At 61.7% G+C, this 22609-nt stretch carries 19 protein-coding genes; 7 read left to right on the top strand and 12 right to left on the bottom strand.

Translation table 11 applies throughout. The features are described from left to right. Positions 1–31 precede the first annotated feature (31 nt). From AC0L26_RS02375 to AC0L26_RS02365, 3 genes are all read right to left on the bottom strand, one after another. On the bottom strand, positions 32–850 hold the full coding sequence (locus AC0L26_RS02375; RefSeq protein WP_473631075.1) for a carbohydrate ABC transporter permease: 819 nt from the start codon (positions 848–850) through the stop codon (positions 32–34). A 1-nt stretch (position 851) separates the two neighbouring features. Continuing rightward, positions 852–1691, bottom strand: coding sequence for a carbohydrate ABC transporter permease (locus AC0L26_RS02370; protein ID WP_473631074.1), 840 nt, complete (start codon positions 1689–1691; stop codon positions 852–854). A 152-nt stretch (positions 1692–1843) separates the two neighbouring features. Beyond that, positions 1844–3118 (bottom strand): ABC transporter substrate-binding protein, encoded by a 1275-nt coding sequence (locus tag AC0L26_RS02365; protein WP_473631073.1) that lies wholly within the window; start codon positions 3116–3118, stop codon positions 1844–1846. A 269-nt stretch (positions 3119–3387) separates the two neighbouring features. On the opposite strand from AC0L26_RS02365, the gene AC0L26_RS02360 reads away from it, so the two are divergent. Genes AC0L26_RS02360 through AC0L26_RS02345 form a run of 4 tightly spaced genes read left to right on the top strand, consistent with a single transcriptional unit; the run spans position 3388 to position 8620 of the window. Further along, the gene (locus tag AC0L26_RS02360) at positions 3388–4548 is read left to right on the top strand and encodes an ROK family protein (RefSeq protein WP_473631072.1); all 1161 of its coding nucleotides are present in this window, start codon (positions 3388–3390) and stop codon (positions 4546–4548) included. 31 nt (positions 4549–4579) lie between these two features. Beyond that, positions 4580–6067, top strand: coding sequence for a M81 family metallopeptidase (locus tag AC0L26_RS02355; RefSeq protein ID WP_473631071.1), 1488 nt, complete (start codon positions 4580–4582; stop codon positions 6065–6067). Between the two features lie 56 nt (positions 6068–6123). Then, positions 6124–7491, top strand: coding sequence for a Xaa-Pro aminopeptidase (locus AC0L26_RS02350; protein ID WP_473631070.1), 1368 nt, complete (start codon positions 6124–6126; stop codon positions 7489–7491). 28 nt (positions 7492–7519) lie between these two features. Further along, the gene (locus AC0L26_RS02345) at positions 7520–8620 is read left to right on the top strand and encodes an ABC transporter ATP-binding protein (RefSeq protein WP_473631069.1); all 1101 of its coding nucleotides are present in this window, start codon (positions 7520–7522) and stop codon (positions 8618–8620) included. Positions 8621–8662: 42 nt separating this feature from the next. Here AC0L26_RS02345 and AC0L26_RS02340 read toward each other — a convergent pair whose 3' ends face one another. From AC0L26_RS02340 to AC0L26_RS02300, 9 genes are all read right to left on the bottom strand, one after another. Further along, positions 8663–9343: a GntR family transcriptional regulator gene (locus tag AC0L26_RS02340; RefSeq protein ID WP_473631068.1), complete on the bottom strand. Its 681-nt coding sequence runs from the start codon at positions 9341–9343 to the stop codon at positions 8663–8665. Between the two features lie 78 nt (positions 9344–9421). Then, positions 9422–11059, bottom strand: coding sequence for a choline dehydrogenase (locus AC0L26_RS02335; RefSeq protein ID WP_473631067.1), 1638 nt, complete (start codon positions 11057–11059; stop codon positions 9422–9424). A 54-nt stretch (positions 11060–11113) separates the two neighbouring features. Next, positions 11114–12613 carry an aldehyde dehydrogenase family protein gene (locus AC0L26_RS02330; RefSeq protein WP_473631066.1) on the bottom strand — a complete coding sequence of 500 codons (1500 nt, stop codon included), beginning with the start codon at positions 12611–12613 and terminating at the stop codon, positions 11114–11116. An 85-nt stretch (positions 12614–12698) separates the two neighbouring features. After that, a complete protein-coding gene (locus tag AC0L26_RS02325; protein WP_473631520.1) occupies positions 12699–13610 on the bottom strand; it encodes a dihydrodipicolinate synthase family protein in 912 nt (303 codons plus the stop codon). Positions 13611–13720: 110 nt separating this feature from the next. After that, positions 13721–14803 (bottom strand): Gfo/Idh/MocA family protein, encoded by a 1083-nt coding sequence (locus AC0L26_RS02320; RefSeq protein ID WP_473631065.1) that lies wholly within the window; start codon positions 14801–14803, stop codon positions 13721–13723. After that, the gene (locus tag AC0L26_RS02315) at positions 14796–15380 is read right to left on the bottom strand and encodes a DUF1349 domain-containing protein (protein ID WP_473631064.1); all 585 of its coding nucleotides are present in this window, start codon (positions 15378–15380) and stop codon (positions 14796–14798) included. The genes AC0L26_RS02320 and AC0L26_RS02315 overlap by 8 nt, the downstream gene beginning before the upstream one ends. 75 nt (positions 15381–15455) lie before the next feature. After that, on the bottom strand, positions 15456–16484 hold the full coding sequence (locus tag AC0L26_RS02310) for a proline racemase family protein (protein WP_473631063.1): 1029 nt from the start codon (positions 16482–16484) through the stop codon (positions 15456–15458). 325 nt (positions 16485–16809) lie between these two features. Continuing rightward, the gene (locus AC0L26_RS02305) at positions 16810–18327 is read right to left on the bottom strand and encodes a S10 family peptidase (protein ID WP_473631062.1); all 1518 of its coding nucleotides are present in this window, start codon (positions 18325–18327) and stop codon (positions 16810–16812) included. Between the two features lie 92 nt (positions 18328–18419). Continuing rightward, positions 18420–19517, bottom strand: coding sequence for a lactonase family protein (locus tag AC0L26_RS02300; protein ID WP_473631061.1), 1098 nt, complete (start codon positions 19515–19517; stop codon positions 18420–18422). Between the two features lie 191 nt (positions 19518–19708). Here AC0L26_RS02300 and AC0L26_RS02295 point away from each other — a divergent pair, with 191 nt between their 5' ends. Genes AC0L26_RS02295 through AC0L26_RS02285 form a run of 3 tightly spaced genes read left to right on the top strand, consistent with a single transcriptional unit; the run spans position 19709 to position 22587 of the window. Beyond that, complete coding sequence (locus AC0L26_RS02295) at positions 19709–20260, top strand: MaoC family dehydratase (RefSeq protein ID WP_095484001.1); 552 nt, start codon at positions 19709–19711, stop codon at positions 20258–20260. 3 nt (positions 20261–20263) lie between these two features. Further along, positions 20264–21424, top strand: a complete 1161-nt coding sequence (locus tag AC0L26_RS02290; RefSeq protein ID WP_473631060.1) for a CaiB/BaiF CoA transferase family protein — start codon at positions 20264–20266, stop codon at positions 21422–21424. After that, the gene (locus tag AC0L26_RS02285) at positions 21421–22587 is read left to right on the top strand and encodes an extracellular solute-binding protein (RefSeq protein ID WP_473631059.1); all 1167 of its coding nucleotides are present in this window, start codon (positions 21421–21423) and stop codon (positions 22585–22587) included. The genes AC0L26_RS02290 and AC0L26_RS02285 overlap by 4 nt, the downstream gene beginning before the upstream one ends. Positions 22588–22609 lie beyond the last annotated feature (22 nt).

The following is a 22609-nucleotide window of genomic DNA, read 5'->3' as shown; positions in this document are numbered from 1 at the left end:
TCGCCGTCCGTTCAATCCAGATGAAGCTGGATTATTTGCCGGCTCCGCCAAGCAGGCCACGCACGAATGCCTTTTGGAAAAGCAGATAGGTGACCATCACCGGAAGAAGCGAGATAAGCGTGGCCGCCATCAGTGGACCGTACTCGACCTGCAAGCTGCTGGCGAAGCCGGCTATCGTCGCCGTGACAGGCGTCGCCTTGTCACTCGTCGTCAGCGTGATGGCGAAGAGCAGGTCGTTCCAGATGGCGCGGCTCTGGATGATCGCAAGCGCGGCGAGACCGGATCCCGATGCCGGAAGAAGAAGCCGCCAGAAGTAACCTGCCGGAGTGCAGCCGTCGATGAGCGCCGCCTCATACATGGACCTCGGCACCGAGGCGAAGAAATTGCGCATGAAGAAGGTGCAGAAGGGAACGCTATAGGCGGTGTGCACCAGCCACATGCCAGGAATGCTGTCGTAAAGACCGATCGACCTGATCAGAAAGAACAAGGGAATCTGAACGATCTGGAACGGGACGAGCATGCCCGTCAGCAGGAAAAAATAGACCGCCCGTCCGCCGGCTCCGCGCATGTAGGCAAGCGGATAGCCTGAGATCGCGCCGACCAGCAGTGAGAAGATCACCGATGGCACCGTGATCGCAATCGAGTTCAGGAAGCTTCGCCCCATCCGATCGTAAGCGATGGCGTAGTTCTGGAAGTAGAGCTCGTTCGGCAACGCGATCACCCGCGTTATTTCGGATGGCGATTTGAGCGACGTCAGGAACGCGACGACCAAGGGCGCGGCGAATATCACCGCTGCCACCACCAGGATCGAAAAGGGTAACGCCGTGCGCCTGGCAACCGCTGTGTTCATGCTATTCCGCCTCGGCGTCCTGGACGCGTTTTGCCAGTTGGTGGATGTAAGGCATGATGATGACGCCAGCGATCACGAGAAGGTAGACCGAGATCGCACTGGCGCGGCCCATTTCAAACCTGCCGAAGGCGGTATCGTACATCTGCGTGGCGAGCACCTCGGATGCGTATGCGGGGCCGCCATTGGTCATCGCCCAGACGATGTCGAACAAGCGCATCGCGTCGACCGCTGCCATACCGAGGACGACGATCGTCGAGGGCCACAGAAGCGGGAAGCTGACCTTCCAGAACACTTGCCAGGGCGTCGCGCCCTCGATCCTTGCCGCCTCTATGTACTCCACCGGAATGTTGCGCAGGCCGGCGAAGAACACCAGGAAAGCAAAACCGGTCGTCCACCACAACATCGAACCCATGAGCGCGAAATTGACGATCGAGGGGTCGCCCAGCCAGTTCTGGGCCAGGCCGCCCAGCCCGGCCGACTGGAGGATCGTCGTCAGCAGACCGCTGGTCGGCTCATACATCCAGCGCCAAATCGCAGCCACGGCAACGGCCGGGATGGTGAAAGGCAGGAAGAAGACGACGCGGAAAACCGACTCGCCTTTCATCCCCCTGTCGAGCAAGGCCGCCAGGAGCAGGCCGAGGCTTGTCGGCCCAAGCAGGAGGAAGACGAGCCAGGAAATGTTGTTCAGGACGGCGTGGTAGAAGCGCGACTGGTGAAGCAGCACGACATAGTTCCGCAGCCCGACATATTTCGGCGTGGGCGAGAAACCATCCCAACTGTGAAGCGACAGATTGAATGTGGAAATGATGGGATAGACATAGAAAACCGCAAAAAGGGTCACGGGAAGTGACAAGAAGATTGCGTGCGTCATCCCTGCGGTCTGAAACTTCCGGCGCATGAGTTGGACGTTGGGCATGTCGAATTGTCTCTTGTGAGCTGATGCCGCGCGGTCAAGGAGGAGGTCGGGCCGGCATGGTCGGCCCGACCAGGAGATCACCACTTCAGGTAAGCACCCTCCGCCTGGGCTTCCTGCCGGAGGCTCTCGAGCGTCGAGATCAACTCGCTCGCATTTGCATCGGAAGGGTCGATCGCGAATTTCTCGAGTTGGACGCCGAGTTCGGTGCCGACTTTCGTCGGCAGCAGGAAGAACAGGTTCGGCAGCACCGCGTTGGCCTTCGACGCATCCGCCAGTTGCTTGGCGAATTTGGCGCCGACGGCATCATAGATCGACGGATCGACGGTCACGTTTGGCGCGAGCGAGCCTTTCGGAACGGCAAAGGCTGCCTGGCCTTCTGCCGACGCCGCCGAGATGACGAATTTCTCAGCGGTTTCGAGCGTGTCGGCCGGACCTTCCGGAACGGCAAAGGCATCCATCTGGAAGATGGCCTTGCCCTCTGTGCCGGGCGCTGGAAACACGTCGAACTTCTCAACGGGTGCGAAACCCGCCTGTTTGAAATAGGCGGCCGCCCAGGCGCCCATCATGAACATCCCGGTATTGCCGTTGACGACATCGTCGGCTGTCTGGGTCCAGGTCTTGCCGCTCCAGTTCTTGGCGTAGCACTTGACCATGGTGTCGCGATACAGCTCGATAGCCTTGCGGAATTCCGGGCTGTCGAAGCCGAGCTCGCCGCTTGCGATCTTGTAGTAGCCCTCGGTGCCGACGGTGGAGACGAGCGGCGCGTAGAAATTGTACAGGCTCCAGAATGGGCCTCCTGCATTGCCCAGGGGCTCGACGCCGGCCGCGCGCAGCTTGTCGCAAACGGCCACCAGGCCCTCATAGTCCTTGGGAGGCTGAAGCCCGGCCTTTTCGAAGATCGCCTTGCTGTAGAAGATGTTGTTGATCAGCGACAAATCATAGGGGATGCCATAGGGCTTGCCGTCGACCTTGACGACGCGCTGCACGCCCTCCGGGAAAATCTCGTCGCCCTTGATTTTCGCCCAGGTCTCCGAAAGATCATGGAGCTTGCCGCTGTCGACGAAGGTCTTGAGCTCGAAGGCCATCGAGCTCTGATATGCGGCCGGCGGCGTGTCTCCCATGAAGGCAGTCTGCAATTGGCGACGCATTTCAACCGCGTTGCCCGGGATCACCTTGCCGACGATCTGATTGTCGGGATTCTGTTTGTTGGCGAAAGCGATCAAGGCTTCGATGCCGGCCTTTTCAGATCCGGCCGCATAATAATGCCAAAGCTCCTTCGGGCCGTCGGCCCTGGCCGCTGATGCGCCGGCGAGCACGCCAAGCGCCACGCCGATCCACTTCAAGTTACGCATTGTTCTACCCTCTGTTGAGCCGAACGTTGGTGTCGCCGGCATATATTCTGTAAACAAGAAAAACCTACCTCTAAAAATCGACAGACGTCAACAGATTGCGCGCAAAATTTCCGAATCGTCGAATGCGATCGACCAGAGATTTGGCCTACCTCTTTGTTTTATCCTATCTTTTTTGAAACATGGAATTCGATGACTGCCCGGAGATTGACAATGCGGCTGATCTCCTCGTATCAATTATTCTCATAACAAGAAAAATATCGGAGCGAGGCTTGGGCAAGTCGTACATCAGGCATTTCAATGCCAATGCGATCTTTCACAGGATACGCATCGAGCCCAACGTTTCGCAGCGCGATATCGTTGCAAGGACGGGCATCGACAAGTCGGTCGTTTCCTCGATTATCAATCAATTCAGTGAGTTGGGCCTGGTCGAACGCAATCCTGTAGCGACCAGCAACAAACCTGGCCGCCCCATGGAAGGTCTTACCATTTCTCCTGAAAGCGGCCTGATCGTCGGCGTCCAGATCGAGGCGGACACAATCGGCTATGTCGCTGCCGCGCTCGACGGAATTCCTCTGTGCTCGAGGGCCCAGACCTTCGACGGCAAGCTCGACAGGGTCGCCGATCTCGTCGCCCAAGGAGTCAAGGAAATTGTCGGTGAATGCGGCCGCACCAGCGAGACGCTCGGTGTCGGCATTTCGCTTCCGGGCCTCCTCACCGACGAAGGCGTGCTGCTTCACGCACCCGTCCTTGGATGGCGCGGGGTCCCGGTGGTGGACATGTTCTCCGAGGCACTCGATGCGCCCGTCTTCGCGGGCAATGACGGCAAGGCCGCCGCTATGGCGGAATACATGTTCGGCGAGTGCATCGACATCAAGGATTTCATCTACCTGTTTTCGGGCTCGGGTGTCGGCGGCGCCCTGTTCCTTGACGGCGACATCTATCGCGGCGCCAGCGGACTGGCGGGCGAACTGGGGCACATCAAGGTTGTCCCGCAGGGCCGCTATTGTTCGTGCGGCGCCTCGGGTTGCCTTTCGCCTTATCTTTCCGAGCCCGGGCTGGCAGAGGAGATCGACAGGCTGACCGGCAATCGGCCATCCTCGTTCAAGGACATTATGGAGCGCGCCGACGCCAGTGACGAAGTGGTTGTCGGCGTGCTCGACAATGCCGGCGCCGTCCTCGGTTCGGCGATTTCCAGTCTCGTGAACATCTTCAATCCGCCGCTGGTTTGCCTTGGCGGCGATATGGCGAGCGCCGAGCCTTACCTGCGGCCGGCGGTCGAGCGCGCGATGCAACGACTGGCGCACCCTTCGATGTCGGTTCAGACCAAGGTCATTTTCTCGCAACTGTCGACCGTCAGCCCGTTTCTCGGCGGTGTCGCGCTCGCACTCGATGGTGTCACCGGTCTCGACTCCCCCCACGTGCTTCCGTGAATTCAGCTCAGGTCAGTTCGAAAGTCAGAGAATGCGCATAGCTATTGTCGGCCTCTCCATCGAGATCATGCTCGCCTCCCCGGTCCCGACCACATGGGACGCAATCCAGCACTACACCGGCAAGGACATGTCCGAAGGCGATGTCTGGATGGTCCGAGGCATGCTGGCGCGCATGGCGGAAGATAGCGACGTCGAGGCGGTGCCGTTGTACTGGGCCACTGCGTTGCCCGGCGGCCCGCTCGAATTGTCGGCATACCGAGAGGTCAAGGACAAGACGCTCGCGCTCATCAGCACACACGGTCCGTTCGATGGGATGCTGATCGCCAATCATGGCGCGTTGGAAGTCCAGGGGCTGGACGTCGACGCAGATACCGATTTCATCTGTGCCGTCAGGAATGCCCTCGGGCCGGATGTGCCGATCGGGCTGTCGCTTGATCTGCATGGCGACATGACTCCGGAGCTTCTCGACGCGTCAACGGTGATCAGCGTTCTGCGCACCGCGCCACATCGTGACGACAGGCAGACGGGGTACCGGGCGGCAGACCAGCTTATCCGGGTCATCCGAACCGGCATCACGCCCAAGAAATCCGTCGTGAGCCTGCCAATCCTCGTCCCTGGCGAGACTGCGGTCACGGCACTGGAGCCTGCGAAAAGCCTCTACGGCGCGCTGCCGGAATACGACAGCGTGCCGGGCATGATGGAAGCAAACATCCTTGTCGGGTTCGCGTGGAACGACAGGCCGTGGACCGCCGTGTCAGCGATTGCGGTAAGCGATGGCGATGCCGAGGTCGCGCGTGCGCAGGCGACACGATTGGCGCGGGCGATATGGGCCAGACGCGCCGAATTCGATCTCAAGATGGAGACTGCGGAGGTTCGCCACGGGTTGCGGCTCGCAGTCGAATGTCCCGAGCGTCCCGTTTTCGTATCCGATTCCGGAGACAACACGACGGCGGGTGCGGCCGGAGACCTGACGCTTGTATTGCAGGCGGCGCTTGCAGACGAGTTGGTCAGCGACATCGTGGTCGCTGGCATTACCGCTCCCGAAACCGTCCGCAGGCTTGTCCAGGCCGGGGTCGGCTCGACGGTCGAGATCGAGTTGGGAAGCGAGCACCTTTCCCGCCCGAAGACAGCGTATCGCGTCAGCGTGCTCGTCGAGGCATGCGGAGAAGAATTGGTGCTGCCGGGCTTCCAGCCATACCGGTCAAGGGAAGGCGCGTGGGCCAAGGTTCGCAGCGGCAATGTCATTGCAACATTCCACGCCAATGCCATTGGGATAACCACGCCGCACCATTTCCTGGCAATGGACATCGATCCGACCAGGCACAAGGCGTATGTCGTCAAGCTTGGCTATCTCCACCCGCAACTCGAGGACATCTCAGCCCGGCATATCCTCCTGCTGAGCGACGGCACCTCGCAATTGGACATGACACGGCTCCAATGGAACGTCTTGCCGCGTCCGACCTACCCTCTCGACAAGGATTTTGCATGGGACGCGCAGGCCCGAATCTACGGCGATTGATCTCCCTCGCAGTCGATTTTCATTGTTCTTGCCCCGACACGAAAAAAGGACGCCATATGACCACATCCCTCACCTCCGTTCCATTGCCGGACTTCGGTTCCTTCGGCGAAAAGCCGGACATTCCCGTTGAGACATACGATACGCGCGCCCGCGCTACCTACGACAAGGCAGGATGCGACTGGCTGGCGATCTATGCGGACCGGGAGCATTTCAGCAACATCGCCTTCCTGAGCGGTTTCGAGCCGCGCTTCGAAGAAGCCTTCCTCCTGCTTGGGCCAAACGACAAGCGCGTGCTTCTCACGGGCAACGAGTGCGAGAGCTACGCGCCGCTGGCGCGTCTGCCCGGGATGAGCGTGCTTCTGGCCCAGACATTGAGCCTCATGGCGCAGGATCGCTCTCGCTTCCCTCGCTTTTCCGCTCGTCTTGGCGATGCTGGAATAAAAGCCGGCGACACCGTAGGGCTGGTGGGCTGGAAATATCTCGAACCGTTCGAGGACGAAGCTCCCGAAACGGCCTTTTTCGTTCCCGCGGTCCACGTGCAGGCGTTCCAGCGAGCAGTTGGCGCTTCCGGCGGATTGCGGGACGCGACTCATATCCTGATGCATCCTGAAAATGGCATCGCCGTCACCATCGATGCCGATCAGATCGCGGCCTTCGAATGGGCAGCATCACGCAGCTCGTTGGCAATGTGGCGGATCGTTTCGGGAGTGCGGGAGGGCGACAGCGAGTTCGATGCGGTTGCGCGCATGGGCTATGCCGGAGACCCGCTGAACGTCCACACCATGTTCGCATCGGCCAGCAAGGGCGAGCCGGTGATTGGCCTGCGAAGCGCAACGGGCCGCAAGCTTAGGCGGGGCGACGGCGTGACGACCGCGGTCGGACATTGGGGCGGCCTTTCCTCCCGGGCAGGCCTTCTCGATCGTGCCGATGACGAATTTCTCGCCATCGCCAAAGGCTACTTCCAGGGCTTGATCTCCTGGTATGAGAGTGCCTCGATCGGTGTCGAGGGCGGCACTCTTCATGAGGCCGTGACGTCGACTCTCGCCAAAGCGAAGCTGAGGCCGGCGCTCAACCCGGGGCATCTCGGCGGCTACGAGGAATGGACGCACAGCCCGATCCGGCCAGGATCCACGGATCGCATCCGTTCGGGCATGCATTTCCAGGTCGATATCATCCCGACGCCGATCGCCGATGGCTGGGCGCTGAACTGCGAGGACGCGGTCGTGCTTGCCGATGAAGCGCTTCGGGCCGAGCTGGAGGTCAAACATCCGGCGGTCTTCAAGCGCATGGCGGCACGCCGCGCCTTCATGAAAGAAAAGCTCGGCGTGGAACTGCGGCCGGACATCTTGCCGCTTTCCTCAACACCGCTTTATTTCGCACCATTCTGGCTCGCAAGCGACAACGTCCTCGTCCGCGATAGATAACCGCCGAGATCCAGCACCGGAGGGTCCGATGGCTGCCATCGAGCTGAATAAAGTCGTGAAAGCCTATGGGGGCGTTCAAACCGTTCACGGGATCGATCTCACGATCAAGGACCATGAATTCGTGGTCCTTGTCGGCCCTTCCGGCTGCGGAAAGTCCACTACGCTGCGCATGATCGCGGGATTGGAGACGATAACGGATGGCGAGATCAAGATCGGCGAGCGGCGGGTCAACGACCTGTTGCCGGGAGAGCGCGACATCGCCATGGTTTTCCAGAATTACGCGCTCTACCCGCATCTCTCGGTCGAGGACAACATCACGTTCGGGTTGCGTTTGAAGAAGACGCCGCGCGGCGAAATCCAGACGCGGCTGGCCGAGACCGCGCGGATCCTGGACATCGAACATCTGCTCAAACGCAAGCCAAGGCAACTGTCCGGCGGACAGCGCCAGCGCGTTGCCATGGGCCGCGCGATGATCAGGAATCCGGCTGTATTTCTTTTCGACGAGCCGCTCTCGAACCTCGACGCCAAACTCCGCGTCCAGATGCGTGCCGAGATTAAACAGATCCACGAAGCGGTGCCGACCACGACCGTCTATGTCACCCATGATCAGATCGAGGCGATGACGCTTGCCGACAGGGTCGTGGTGATGAATGCTGGCAGGATCGAGCAGATAGCGCCGCCTCAGGAACTATATCTGAGGCCTGCAACCAAGTTCGTCGCCGGATTCATCGGATCCCCGGGCATGAATTTCGTCAGCGCGACGCTCGAACGAAACGACGGTCGATTCAGCGGCGTCCTGTCCGATGGCACACGCCTCGAACTGCCAAGCGACATCCCCAGATTTGCCGATGTGGCGGGACAGGTTGTTGATCTCGGCATCCGGCCCGAACATCTTTCGCCCGATCCAAAAGGCAGCGAGTCTGGAAACAGGATCAGCGCCACTGCGGAGCTCGTCGAACCTCTTGGAATGGACCCGCTCGTTCACTTCACCATCGCTGGCACGAAGGCCGTTGCGCGCGTGCCGCCCGATGGTTCCTTGCGACGAGGAAGCGAACTTCCCCTCTTTGTCGACCCGCAAGACATCTATGTCTTCGACCGCCAAAGCGGCAGCACTCTGTACGGCGAATAAGGGAACTGTGAACGGCGGCGCAAATAAAAATCCGGGACAGGATCAGCCGGCTGCTTCGCCCCGCTTCAGTTGGCTGACGATCTCATCGGCCGCGTCGGCGACGTGCTTCTTGAGCAGTCTCGATGTCTCGACCGTGTCGCGCCGGCGATAGGCTTCAAAAATGTCACGATGCTCCTGCAGCGCTTTGGTCTGCGCCTTCAACGGTTCGATCTGCAGGCGCAGATAGCGATCCGCCGAACTGTAGAGCGTTTGAAGCACCGCCATCGAACGCGGTCGCATCGACGGTTCGAGCAGCGCCGTGTGAAAGGCCCAGTTGAGACGGCTGAGCTCCTTCGGATCGCCCTTGGCGATAGCAGCCTCGTAATCCTGAAGCGCCCGCTCGGCATTGGCGATGTCCTGATTGGACAGGCGCGCTAGGGCCTTTTTGACGAGGAAGGGTTCCAGCAGAAGCCGTGCGTCGAACAGGTCGATCGCATCGTCAGCCGACAGATCGGAAACGACTGCGCCACGATGCGTCCTGATGACAACAAGACCTTCGGCTTCCAGTTGCAGAAGCGCCTCGCGCACCGGGATCCGGCTGACGCCCAACTCGGCTGCGATCGCTTCCTGGCGGATCTGATGGCCGCCGGGATAATCGCCGCCGATGATTTTGGCGGCTATGTATTCCGCCACCATCGCGGTTACGGTCTGGCGCTGCAACAGAGGCTTAGGCGGTGTCGGCATAGCAGGCGCTTTCAGAATCGTTCTACTTGTCGCAGGATCGTATCCAATATTTCCTTGAGGTCCAATGTCGGCATTGCATCAACGCTGATCCGCATACTCAGCCGCCTCTGGCGACAGCGGCGCGCGCCCGCGCACGCGGTCGACAAGCTTTTCCGCAATCATCATGGTCGGGCAGTGCAAATTGCCGCTGGTGATCCGCGGCATGACCGAAGCATCGATGACACGCAATCCCTCGGTCTCGTGCACCTTTCCGTTGGCGTCGACCACCGACATGTCGTCGACGCCCATACGGCAGGTCGAGCAGGGGTGGTATTGCGTGCCGAGGTTTTCCTTTAGCCAGGCAAGCACTTCGGCATCGGGCATCGTTCTGAGCCCAGGCGTCAAGGCTTGCCCGCGCATGCCGTCCCAGGCGCGCTGCTGGATGATCTCGTCGGTGTGACGCACGCCGTCGATCAGATCCCGCTGGTCTTGCGGATGCGCGAGGTAATTGGAAACGATCGACGGATGCATCCGCGGGTCAGCTGATTTCAGCGTAACGGCGCCCCGGCTCTTAGGCCGCATCAGGCAGGTCTGGTATTGGAACCCCTCCTCGATATTGACCTTGCCGTGCATGAGTTCGCCCAGCATCGGCAGAAACTCGTGCTGGATGTTGGCATAGTCGGCAGCCGCACTGCTCCTGAAGAACGTGCCGACTTCCCAAAGATTTGTCACGCCGAGCCCGGAACGCAGAAACAGCCATTGCGCGCCGATCAGCCCCATCTTGAACATGTTCAGGTCCATGGCGGGCGAGACGCCCCGACGCGATGCCCTGTAACGCACCGAAACGGCGACATGGTCGACCAGCCCCTTGCCGACACCTCGCACGTCCGCGACCGACTTGATGCCCAGACTGCCCAGTTCGTCTGAGCGACCGACGCCCGACAGCAGCAAAAGCTGCGGCGAGTTGAAGGCGCCGCCGCACAGCACCACTTCGCGTCCGGCTTCGACGGTGTGGACCGCGCCATCCGTCTCGTAGGTAACGCCGACCGCGCGCTTGCCGTCGAAATTGACCCGATGCACCAGCGCGTTGAGCTTCAGCTCGACATTGCCCTTGCGCATGACAGGCCTGAGATAGGCCCTGCCGCCGCTCGCCCGTACGCCTCTGTCGATATTTGCCTGGTAGATATGGACGCCTTCCTGGCGATAGGCATTATAGTCGGGGTTAAGGTCGTGCCCGGCCTGCTGGCCGGCCTCGATAAACGCCTTGAAAACCGGCAGATCGCCTTTGAGCGTGGTGACCGCGATGGGGCCGTCGCCGCCCCGATAGGCATTGGCGCCCTTGTCGTAAGTCTCCAGCCTTTTGAAATAGGGCAGGCAATGCGCATACGACCAATCCGGCAGACCGTCCTGTGCCCAGCCGTCGAAATCGCGCGGATTGCCGCGAACATAGACCATGCCGTTGAGCGACCCGGAGCCGCCCAGCATCTTGCCCCTGACATGCGTGATCATGCGCTCGCCGAGCGCGGCCTCCGGCCCCGTCTCGAAACTCCAGGTCCGGCGCTGGTCGGTCAGCGGATAGGACATGGCGGCCGGCATGCGAACGTAGATGGAATTGTCGCTCGGGCCGGCCTCCAACACCAGCACTCGAACGCTCTTGTCCTCGCCTAGCCTGGCGGCGACGATCGAACCGGCGGCACCTGCCCCGACGACGATATAGTCATACGCCTTGGAAGCCATGTCGAACTTTCCTTCACTTGCACCTGGCCGGTTGTTTCGGGCCAGGCTGAATTCCTATGTCGCCCACCAGATGCTTTTGGTCCTGGAATACTGGTCGAGCGAATGAATGCCTTTGTCCTTGCCGCCGAAGCCGGACGTCTTGAAGCCGCCGAACGGCGTCGTGAAGTCGCCCTCGCAGAAGGCGTTGATCGCCACGAAACCGGCGTCGAGCGTAGCCGAAGCTTCGCTAATTGCGTCTGGATTCTCGCCGAAGACATAGGCACTCAGGCCATATTGCGTGTCATTGGCGCTGCGGACGGCATCATCCAATTCATCGTAGAACCTGACGGACAAAACCGGCCCGAAAATTTCCTCTCTCCAGGCATCGGCATTTTCGGCGACGTCGAAGAACACCACCGGCTTTGTCAGGCGTGGCGACGCGCCCGTGACTTCGGCTATCGACACGCTGAAATCATTGTTGCGCTGCTTCTCGGTGTCGATGGCGCGATTGACCTTGGCCGCATGGGCGTCGCTGACCAGCGGCCCGATGCGTGTGGCCGGATCGAACGGATCGCCGATCGGCCATTCCCTCATCTTCGCGGCGAGCATGTCGCGAAGATCGGCTTCCAGCGTGCGCGGCGCGAGAACCCTCGATATCGACGAACAGAGCTGGCCGGAATTCATCAGAAAGCCGGTCGAAATGTCGTCTGCGAAACGGTCGAGCGATTTGACATCAGGCAGGATGATGGCAGGATTCTTGCCGCCGCATTCCAGCGAAATTTCCTTCAGGTTCGAATCGGCCGAATAGTGCAGGAAGCGCCGTCCAGTAGCGGTCGAGCCGGTGAAGTTGATCGCCGACACATCGCCATGCAGGCCCAGCGCCTTTCCGGCAACCGCGCCGGTGCCGGGCACGACATTGATGACGCCAGCCGGGAATCCCGCTTCGATCGCCAGTTCCGCCAGCCGCAGCGTGGTGAGCGGCGTATCGTCGGCCGGCTTGCAGACGACCGTGTTGCCGGCGGCCAGCGCCGGGCCGATCTTCAGCGCCAGCGTGGTCAGCGGATAGTTCCAGGGCAGGACGATGCCGACCACACCTTGCGGCTCGCGCACGATCTGGCTGAGCACGCCTTTGCGACGGGCTGGGCTGAGGTCGTAGGCGGTTTCGATCAGGCTGGCATACCAGCGCAGCACACCGATCGTCGTCGGCACATCGTCATTGTAGGAATGCAGGATCGGCTTGCCGACGTCGAGGCTTTCGAGAAGCGCCAATTCGAGCCGATTTTTTTCGATGGCGTCCGCCAGCGCACGGATCAACCTTGCGCGTCCTTCGTGCCCCATCCCGCCCCAATCCGCCTTCAGCGCCGTACGGGCAGCCTGCACGGCGAGATCTACCTGCCTCTCGCTGGCAAAGCCGACCTCGCTGATCATTTCCCCGTCGAAGGGAGACATGATGTTTGCGATCTCGGAGCCGCCGTCGCGAGAAAAGCCGCCGCCGATCCAGGACGTGTCTAGCCGCCGCGCCATATCGCGCGTCTGCTTCAGGTCGGACACGCCGAACATTGGAACTTTATCCATACAGTCCATCCCTGACACATCGGCTGCGGCTTAGAAGCGCAACCGACGCGGAGCTTTGCCCCTCGACCCAGACGTTGGCGTGAGATCAGGCAGCCCGGCGTGACTGCATCTGCTTGAGCTGCTCGATCGTCGCCTTGATCGTGGCAACGACGCGCTCGCGCTCCTCGCCGGCCAGCGGCAGTCGCGGCGCCCGGGTCCATTCCGGTGCGCCGTAGACGAGGTGCTCGGCCATTTTGATGTATTGAACCAGCTTCACATGCGTATCGAGGTGGAAGGACGGCGTCATGACGCGATAGAGGTCGCGTGCCCCGGCAAAATTCCCGGCCGCGCACAGGTTGAATATCTGGACGCATTCCTTCGGCCAGGCATTGGTCATGCCCGAAACCCAGCCCGTAGCGCCGAGCGACATGCTCTCGACGATCTGGTCGTCGACGCCGCAAAAGATATCGAAGCGATTGCCCAGCGCGATGAACATGTCGGTGACCCGGCGCACGTCGCCGGTCTCTTCCTTGACCGCCACGATGGTCGGGCAATCGGCCAGCACCTCGAGGATGGCGGGCGTGACATCGACGCCGTAGGCGATCGGGTTATTGTAAATCATGATCGGCAGGTCGCTGGCGCCGGCGATCGCCTTGTACCATTCCGCCGTCTCGCGCGGGTCGGTCTTGTAGCCCAGGCTCGGGAACACCATCAGGCCTTCGGCGCCGTAATCCTGGAACTTGCGGGCGCTGGCGACCGCGCCTGCGGTCGAAATCTCGGCCAAGCCGGAGAGAAGCGGAACGCGGCCGGCAATGGCTTCCTTCGCGGCCCGGATGACGGCTTCCTTCTCCTGCGGCAGCAGCGACGCATTCTCGCCGAGCATCGGCAGCACGATGATGCCCGAAACGCCATTGTCGATCAGACGGTTGATGCTTGCCTGCGTCGCTTCGAGATTGATCGAACCGTCCTGGTCGAGCTTGGTCGTAACCGCCGGGAATACCCCCTGCCAATGCGTCATCATCTGGTCTCTCCTTGGACTCGCTTTTCGCAATAATGTATCCAATCTACAATATTCTATTTGAAAGTCCACCCTGAAATCGACCTTGCTGCAGCGCCCATACGGGCATGTCATGCCACCGGAACGGGCGGATTTCCCTCGAAGCGTGGCACGGACACACGCACCCCCTCTTGTGCCGAACGCCTGACGGCTAGTGCCGTGGCAAGCGAGGCGACCCCGTCCCAACCCGTCGCCGCCGGTTGTTCGCCACGAAGCACTGCCGCGTCGAACTGGGCGATCGTGGTGGCGTAGAGGTTGGCGGTCTCGACCGGGATTTCCGTCATCTCGGTGCCGCGGCGAAGATAGACCCGACCGGACGGCGCCTCATCCAGGATGCCCCGGCCATAGATCGACCCCTCAGTGCCATGGATCTCAAGCGCGGTCTCGTGATGGGCGAAGACCTGGCCCTCATGCATGTAGGCTATCAAGCCGGAAGCGAAATTGACGATGGATTGCACCTGGTCCTCCACGCCATTCTCGCCGATCAGACTGCTCGCCTTCATCGACATGACCTCGACCGGCTCGTCCGCAAGGACGAAGCGCAGAACGTCGACATTGTGCACGGTCAAGTCGTAGATGACCCCGCCCTGTTCCTTGTCCTTCGTGCGCCAGGTCTGCAATTCCTTGGGCAGGTATTCACAATACATCACACGTGCGGCAAGCGGCCGGCCGATCTGGCCTGTTTGCACCAGGTCGCGGATGGCCCTGTGCGTCGCCGCGCCACGCATATGATGGTTTGTCGCCAGGACTATGCCGGCGCTGTCGCAGGCCCTGGCCATCTTGACGGCATCATACAGCGTCAGCCCCAGCGGCTTTTCGCAAAGCACGTGCAGGCCGGCTGCCGCAGCCTCGAGCGTGTCGTCGCAATGCCTGTCATTGTTCGTCGAGACGTAGACTGCGTCGAGCGCGGTTTCGGCAAGAAGGGATTTGAGGCTTGTCGCGGATACCGGTATCCCGAGATCGTCGGCGAACGCACGGCCGCGCTGCGCACTTCTGCTGACAACGGCCACCAATTCCGCATCCGGCACGGACTGGATCGCCTTGGCGACCCAGGAGCGGGCGATCTGGCTTGCTCCCACGATCGCCCAGCGGACCTTGCCCGCATCTCGAGGCGCGCGGCTCGCGGCTGGCACCGCTTTGTGTGTCTCAGTCATGAAGTTCCCTCGAAATCGCCGGGCCAACCGAAAAATCACTGAAAGTGACTTCGAAACCTTCCCGTTGCGGCGAGCAGCACATCATGCCGACATCGATCGTTTTCGAAGGCGGGAAATAGGCAAGCCGCACCGGCTTCCAGTGGCCGTCGGACGCATCGAGATATTGAACGCGGATCGCTTCGGCGTGGCGGGTCAAGCGGATCCTGACGCCGTCCGGGCCGGCCGGAATACTGACCAGCGACCAATCGGACGCGTCGTTGGTGACGACGACGGAGAAGTACATCAGCCCGTCGGTGTACTCGATGCCGGCCTTAACCCAGTGCGTCTCGCTCAACCGGGCCATCAATCCGGCCTGGTCGTAGAGTATCTTGTAGTCGCCCTTGACCGTGACCTCGGCGCTGAAGTCGCCTTCGACCTGGCGATAGAGGAAATGACCGCTGTCGCGCCAGAAATCGTAGAATGTCTCGCGCCAGAAATCGGTCTCCTTGCCGGTGCGCACATTTAAAGTGTTGCCTGAAAACGCGAGGTGTGGTGGCGGGTTGAGCCAGGTCAGGTCGGTATTCTTTGACTTCGTCATCGGTTTGCTTGCCTGTCCGGTTCGTGTTGCGTGATGGGTCTTGCGCAGTTTGAGTAGCCGGCGAAGTTTCTGCGGTTACGTGAACCAGGTGTCCGACAGGCGATAGCCCTCGGGGAAGGGATCCTCCGGATCAACCCCGTAGTGGCTCACTCCGGTCAGCCAGGCGCGCCCGGATATCTCCGTCACCACCGCGGGCACATTGCCCGCCGTGGCCGTTCCAACGATGCCGCAATCGAAGACGGTGTCGAGTATCGAGGTATGCCGGAATTTCTCGCCCACAGCGAGATCGCCGCGTCCGTGCAGTAATGCCATGCGCGCGGAGGTTCCCGTACCGCAGGGACAACGGTCGAGCCGGCCGGGAGAAACGACAACAGCATTCTTCGAGGTCTTCACGCCATCGACGACCCGCAGCGGACCGGCGAACTCGGTCTGGTTGATGGTGTTGATCGACGGGTTCTCCGGATGGATCGAGGGAAGCTGTTCGGCGGCCGCGGCCTTGATGCGCTCGCCGAGTTCGATCAGGTCGCGCGCCTCGTCGCGGGCCAGCGTCACACCGACATCCTCGGCATCGACGATGCAGTAGATCATGCCGCCATAGGCGACATCGACCCGCAGCGATCCGATCCCTGGCACGTCGACCATCCGGTCGCGATGCATGACGAACGACGGGACGTTGCGGAACGTGATGCGGCGGCATTTGCCACCGCTGCAGTCCGCCGTCACCTCGACCAGGCCGGCCGGCGTATCCACCCTGACGACGGTCTCAGCGCCGCGCATCGGGATCATGCCCGCCTCGAGGGCGACCGTGACCGTACAGATCAGGTTCGAGCCCGACATCGGCACGAAATAATCCGACTCCATGACGATCATGCCGATATCGGCATCAGCGCGTATCGGCGGCGTGATCAGGTTGACGGCTGCATTGACGCTGCCGCGCGGGTCGAACAGCAGCATGTTGCGGAGCCATGCGCTATCGCGTTCCAGGGCCTCCATGCGCTCGAACATCGTGGCACCGGGCGGCGGCAGGACGCCGCCGGTGATCACCCGGCCCACCTCGCCTTCGGCATGGGCCCCGACGACCGTGATGACGCGATCCAGGTTCATTGGCTTGAATCCTCAGGTCCAGGTTTGTCGACGATCATCACGCGCCCGGCATGCTTCTGTTTGCAAGTGATCTGCGTTTTGCATCCAATATATTGGATTATTGCGGCGGCGATTTTTTGTCAATGCGTTCATCGAAAAGAGTTGGCGTCTGGCATTCAGACCGGCGCCGTGCAAGTAGTGATGCCGGCTGGACCCGTCCGGTTAGACCATCAGGTGATGATCGACTATCCGGTCGCAGTCGCCGCATTCATGGCCGCACGCTCGTTCGAAGGCGGCCAGAGCGTCTTTCAAATTCGGAAAGCGAAAATTGCTTCACAAAACCGTTTCAGTTCGGCGTTCGGTAAAGCTCTGATGCGGCCTCTCTCAGCGCGCGCCGACTCTCCGGCCTGAAATACATCATGTGGCCGCCTTCCAGCAGGTCGACGCGGATGGGCTTTGCGCCAGGAAGCGAAGGAACCTGGCCGACAAGGTAGCGTGACACCAAATACGGTGTCACCAGGTCGGTGTAGCCGTTGACGATCAAAACGCCGAGGTCGGGGTTCAACGCGCGCGCCTGCTGAAGGTCATCCATCACGCCGACATAGCCCTGGCGCGTCGGGCTCGTCCCGTAATCCCAATTGCCACTGATTTCACGGTTGAGAAGCCGGTAACTTAGATCGGTGCGGAATTTCAATTCCTCACTGATATAGCCGACAAAGGCCGAAGTGAGCACCGGCACGCTTCGATCGAGCACTGGATCAGGGCCGCTATACCTCAGGCTTTCCGGGGCGATGTCCGCCGTTTCGATCGTGCCGTCATAGGCGCTGAGAACATTGCCCCTTGCCCGGGCAAACTCCCTGGCGAAGAGTGCGGTGGGAATGCGTGCAAAGTTTCGTTTGACGAGTTCAAGCGGCAAGCCGGTGATTTCGGCCACGCGCGGGCTCGCCAGGCGCCCACCCTCTTCGAGCCCGCCGGCAAGCGCAACGAGATAGTCGCCAAGCGCATAGCGTTCGACATCGGCCAACCGCTCCTGCAACTCGGAACCGGTGACGCCTTCACTGCGCAGGCGCACCGCCGCCAGCGACGGGAGCTCGAGCGCCCAGTGGAGCGGCTGGAACTCGTCGGGCCGCACGAGGGTGAATTCAAGCGCCGGCGAGATGAGCACGATACCGCTCGGACTGATGCCGATATCTTCCTGAAGCGTCTTGGCAAGCAGCGCCGCTCGAAACCCGCCATAGCTTTCGCCAGCAAGAAATACCGGCGACGCGGTGCGGCCCGCCTGTGCCAGATAGAGCCTGATGAAGGCGCCCATCGAGGCGGCGTCCTGGCTGACGCCCCAGAAGCTGCGTGCCTCGGTGCCGGGTGCCTCGCGGCTGTAACCCGTTCCGACCGGGTCGACAAAGACCAGGTCGGTCATGTCGAGCCATGTGTTCGGGTTGTCCAAAAGCTTCTGCGGCGATGGGAGAAAGCTTCCATTCGCCGCCGTCGCCATTACGCGTGGGCCGAGCGCGCCGAGATGCAGATAGGCGGAAGCCGCGCCCGGACCACCGTTGAATACGAAAGTGATCGGGCGCTGGGGATCAGGCTCCCGGCTTGGCTCGGGACGCAGCGTATAGGCGACATGAAAAATTTCCGCGGTGACGTCGCCCTTGCCGGATAGCAACGACAGAGTGCCGGCCTTTGCCTGATAGTTCAGCGTACGTCCCGCGATCACGATCGAATGATCGGAGATCTGCGGCGGTGGAAGCAGCGACAGAACGCCACCCGAAGGCGACGGCCGCGCGGTCACTTCCGCATGGCCGGCTGGAACACCGCCAACCAGCAGCAGCAAAGCAAGGGTGATTTCTGGCAGCTTGGTACGCATGACGACTCCGGAGCGGAAACGACTGGAAACTACCACGCCGATGGCTCAGCCGAAATCACAGGACCGTGCGCGCCTTGGGAGGACCGATGGCTTTATCGCACGATCTTCACGCACATCGGCGTGCCGACATCGATCGATCGTCCGGTGTCGGCCAGCCGCCCCGTGGCCGCGTCTCGCGCGAAAATATTGATGCGGTCGGCGTTCTGGTTGGCCGAGAAGAGGTGGTGGCCCGAGGGTGTCAGTGCCAGATTGCGCGGCGTGGCGCCGCCGCAAGGCGTGTAATCGACCAGCGCAAGCGCGCCTGTTTGCTGGTCGACCGAAAACACCGCAATGCTGTCGTGGCCGCGGTTGGATCCGTAGAGAAAGCGGCCGTCGGGCGACATCTGGATGTCGGCGCAATGATTGCTGTCGCGCGCCGCGGCCGGCACAGCCGGCTTCGTGTCGATGACCGAGAGCCTTCCTGGCACATCGTCGAGCGCGAGCGATACGACCGTTGAATCCAGTTCGTTCATGACGAACACGAAGCGGCCGCCAGGATGCAGCGCCACATGGCGTGGGCCGGCGCCTGAGGCAAGCACCGACTCCGCCAGTCTGGTCAGGCTGCCATCAGGCCCAATGCGATACGAGACAAGCCGATCGATGCCGAGATCAGCGACGATCGCCACGCCGCCGGCAATCGTCTCGGTGACGCTGTGAGCATGGGGGCGTTCCTGACGGGCTGTGTCAGGACCAGTTCCGGCATGGGCGACGCTCGACAACGGCGCGGTCAGGCCGCCATCCTCGCGCAATCCGTAGACAACGACCGAGCGATCGGGACCGCCTTCGCCCATGCCGTAATTGGCGACCAGCAGCTTCGTGCCGTCGCGCGTGATGGTATTGTGCGCGGTGATGCTGCCAAAGCTCGGCTGCTTGTTGATGTAGGACAGCGCGGCGGTTTGCCGATCGAAGCGGTAGGCCGAGACCACGCCTTCGCGCCAGGCGAACACTTCGGAGTTGGCGTAGATGTGGGAGCCGTCCGGCGTAACCGACAGAAAGGTCGGATTGTCGACGTCACCTGTTTCGGCCAGTTTCCGCGTCTCCAGCGTCTCCTCGTCGAAACTGTAAACGCTGAGCCCGACGCCGCGCGCGCCCTGAAAATACGGCGCCTCGCGGTTGAGGCTGCCAACGAAGACCAGACAGGCATTCTGCATCAAATCCTCCCTTGTTCCGCGGGCGTTGCCCGCCGCGGATCCGAGCAAAATTTCGCCTGTTCACGCTTGCAACACAATCCCATATGTGAAAATAGTATTCACAAAAGAAGATTGACGGGAGGGTCGATCATGCAATTCGCTGGTCCGCGGCGCGCCCGGACGGATGATCCATGCTTCCAACGGATACCGTCATGACCGGTTTCGCGCCGACCGTCGGCGTGGCGTCGACACATCCCGCCAACATGCCGAAGGACCACGCCGATCTCCCGGTCTGGAACGCAGAGAACTGGTTCTACGAGGACTGGCCGGTCGGCCAGAAAATCCGTTCGCTGCGCAGGACCATGGCCGAGGGCGATAGCCACCTTTTCAACGCGCTGGTGCTCGATATCCACCCTTACGTGCAGGACCAGATGTTCGCCGAAACGGAAGGCATATTCGGCAAGCGCCTGGTCGCCGGCGCCTTCGTGTTCTCGGCCGGGCTCGGCCTCGTCGCCACCAATTGCGTCAACGCCTTCTCCTATGGCTACGACAAACTGCGCTTCATCAAGCCGGTGTTCATCGGCGACACTATCTATTCGATCCGCTCCAACCTCGACAAGAAACCCAAATACAAGGAGATGGGTCTGATCCGCGCCAGCTATGAAGTCTTCAAGGGTGAAGGAGAGCTCGTGCTTTATTGCGAGCACCTGCAGACGGTGAAATACCGCAATCCGGCCGATTTCGCCGGCAAGACGGAGAAATAGGCAATGGCTGCCACTACCGAATTGCCGCTGACCGGGCTCGTCGTCGTCGACATGAGCCAGTTCCTGTCCGGGCCTTACTGCTCGCTGCGGCTGCTCGACCTCGGTGCCCGCGTCATCAAGATCGAGCGGCCGGATGGCGGTGATTTGTCGCGCCGGCTTTATCTCAGCGACACCGAGATTGGCGGCGATTCCACCATCTTCCATGCCATCAACCGGGCCAAGGAAAGTCTCGCCATCGACCTCAAGGACGAGGCCGACCTTGCGGCGCTGCGCGGCCTGCTGGCCAAGGCCGACGTGCTGATCCAGAATTTTCGACCCGGCGTGATCGAGCGCCTGGGCCTAGATTACGAGGCGGTGCGCAAGATCAATCCGCGTCTGGTCTACGCCTCGATCAGCGGCTATGGCGAGGAAGGCCCCTGGGTCAAGCGGCCTGGGCAGGATCTGCTGGCGCAAGCCCGTTCCGGCGTGATGTGGCTGAACGGCGACGAGGACCAGGGACCGGTGCCCTTCGGCCTGGCGATCGCCGACATGCTGGCGGGCTCCGCCGCCGCGCAAGGCATCCTTGCCGCGCTGGTGCGGCGCGGCGTGACCGGCACCGGCAGCCATGTCGAGACCAGCCTGCTCGAAGCGCTGGTGGACTTCCAGTTCGAGGTGCTGACCACGCATCTCAATGACGGCCGCCGCCTGCCGCGGCGATCGGCCTTCCGCAGCGCCCATGCCTATCTGTCAGCGCCCTACGGCGTCTATCCGGCCCAGGACGGCTATCTGGCGATCGCCATGACGCCGATCCCGAAGCTCGCCGATCTTCTGGGGCTCGCAGAGCTAGCGCCCTACCGCGACCAGCCGTCGACATGGTTCACCGCCCGCGACGAGATCAAGGCGATCATCGCTCAGTGTATCGCGACCAAGACGGTCGACGAATGGCTCGCCATCCTCGAGCCTGCCGACATCTGGTGCGCCAAGGTGCTGACCTGGCCGGAGATGATGGCCAGCGAGGGCTTCCAGGTCCTCGACATGCTGCAGACGGTGACGCGCGAGGATGATGTCTCGATCCTCACCACGCGCTCGCCGCTCCGGGTCGATGGCGTCCGCGCCAAGGTCGAGCGGGCCGCGCCACGCATCGGCGAGCACAGCGCAAAGATCCGCAAGGAGTTCGGGCTGTGAGCGACGTGAGGCTCAAAGGCATGACCTGGAGCCATCCGCGCGGCTACGATCCGATGGTCGCGTGTTCGGCGCTGTGGAAGGAACGGACCGGCGTTATCATCGAATGGGATAAGCGCTCGCTGCAGGATTTCGAATCCTTCCCGGTCGAGGAACTTGCCCGCGCCTACGATCTGATCGTCATCGATCATCCGCATGTCGGCCAGATCACCGCCGAGAATTGCCTGGCGCCGCTCGATGTCGCGGGCCGCGAAGCGGAACGCGCGGCGCTGGCGGCAGGCAGCGTCGGCCGATCCTATCCGAGCTACAACTGGCAAGGCCGGCAGTGGGCGTTTCCGATCGATACGGCGAGCCAGGTACAGGCGTGGCGGCCCGACGTGCTTTCCGCTCAGCCAGCGAGTTGGAGCGAAATGCTAGATCTGGCGCGGCAAGGCCGTGTGCTGTTGCCGCTGAGGCCGCCGCATTCGCTGATGGTGTTCTATACGCTTTCCGGCAATCTCGGCCGGCCCCCCGCCGAAGAACCTGGCGGCCACGTAAACCCTGAGATGGGCCGCCGCGTGTTCGAGATGATGCGCGAGATCGCGGCTCTCGTCGATCCCGCCTGCCTTGGCATGGACCCTATCGACGCCCTGGAGGAAATGGCCAGGTCCGGCTCGCGGATCGCCTGTGCGCCGCTGATCTATGGCTACGTCTCCTATGCCATTGCCGGATTCCGGACCAACCGCCTGGCCTTCGCCGACATTCCGGCCGTCGGCAATGCCGGCCCGGTCGGCTCGGCGCTCGGCGGAACCGGCATTGCCGTGTCGGCCTTTTCGAAGGCGAAGCAGGCGGCCGTCGACTTTGCCTACTGGATCGCCAGCGGCGAGGTGCAGCGCGGCCCCTATGCTTCTGCCGGCGGCCAGCCCGGCCATGCCGCGGCGTGGGACGACACGGCCGTCAATACAGCCGCCGGCAATTTCTACATGGACACACGCGCCACACTCGAAGGCGCCTGGGTCAGGCCACGGCACGATGGCTACATGGCCTTCCAGCAGGCTGCGTCCGATCGCATCAATCTCGGCCTGGTCGAAAAGCACGATGCCGGCCCCGTCGTCGCCGATCTCAATCGCCTGTTTCTGGAGAATTTCCCGTTGCGGGTGTCCGGCGCTGCCGGTGGAGGAGCCTGAAACAACTTAAATGGAGGAGAAC

The sequence above is a fragment of the Mesorhizobium sp. WSM4823 genome (assembly GCF_055811195.1).
The sequence above is the reverse complement of the archived record's forward strand: the minus strand, read 5'-3'. Positions and strand labels throughout refer to the sequence as shown.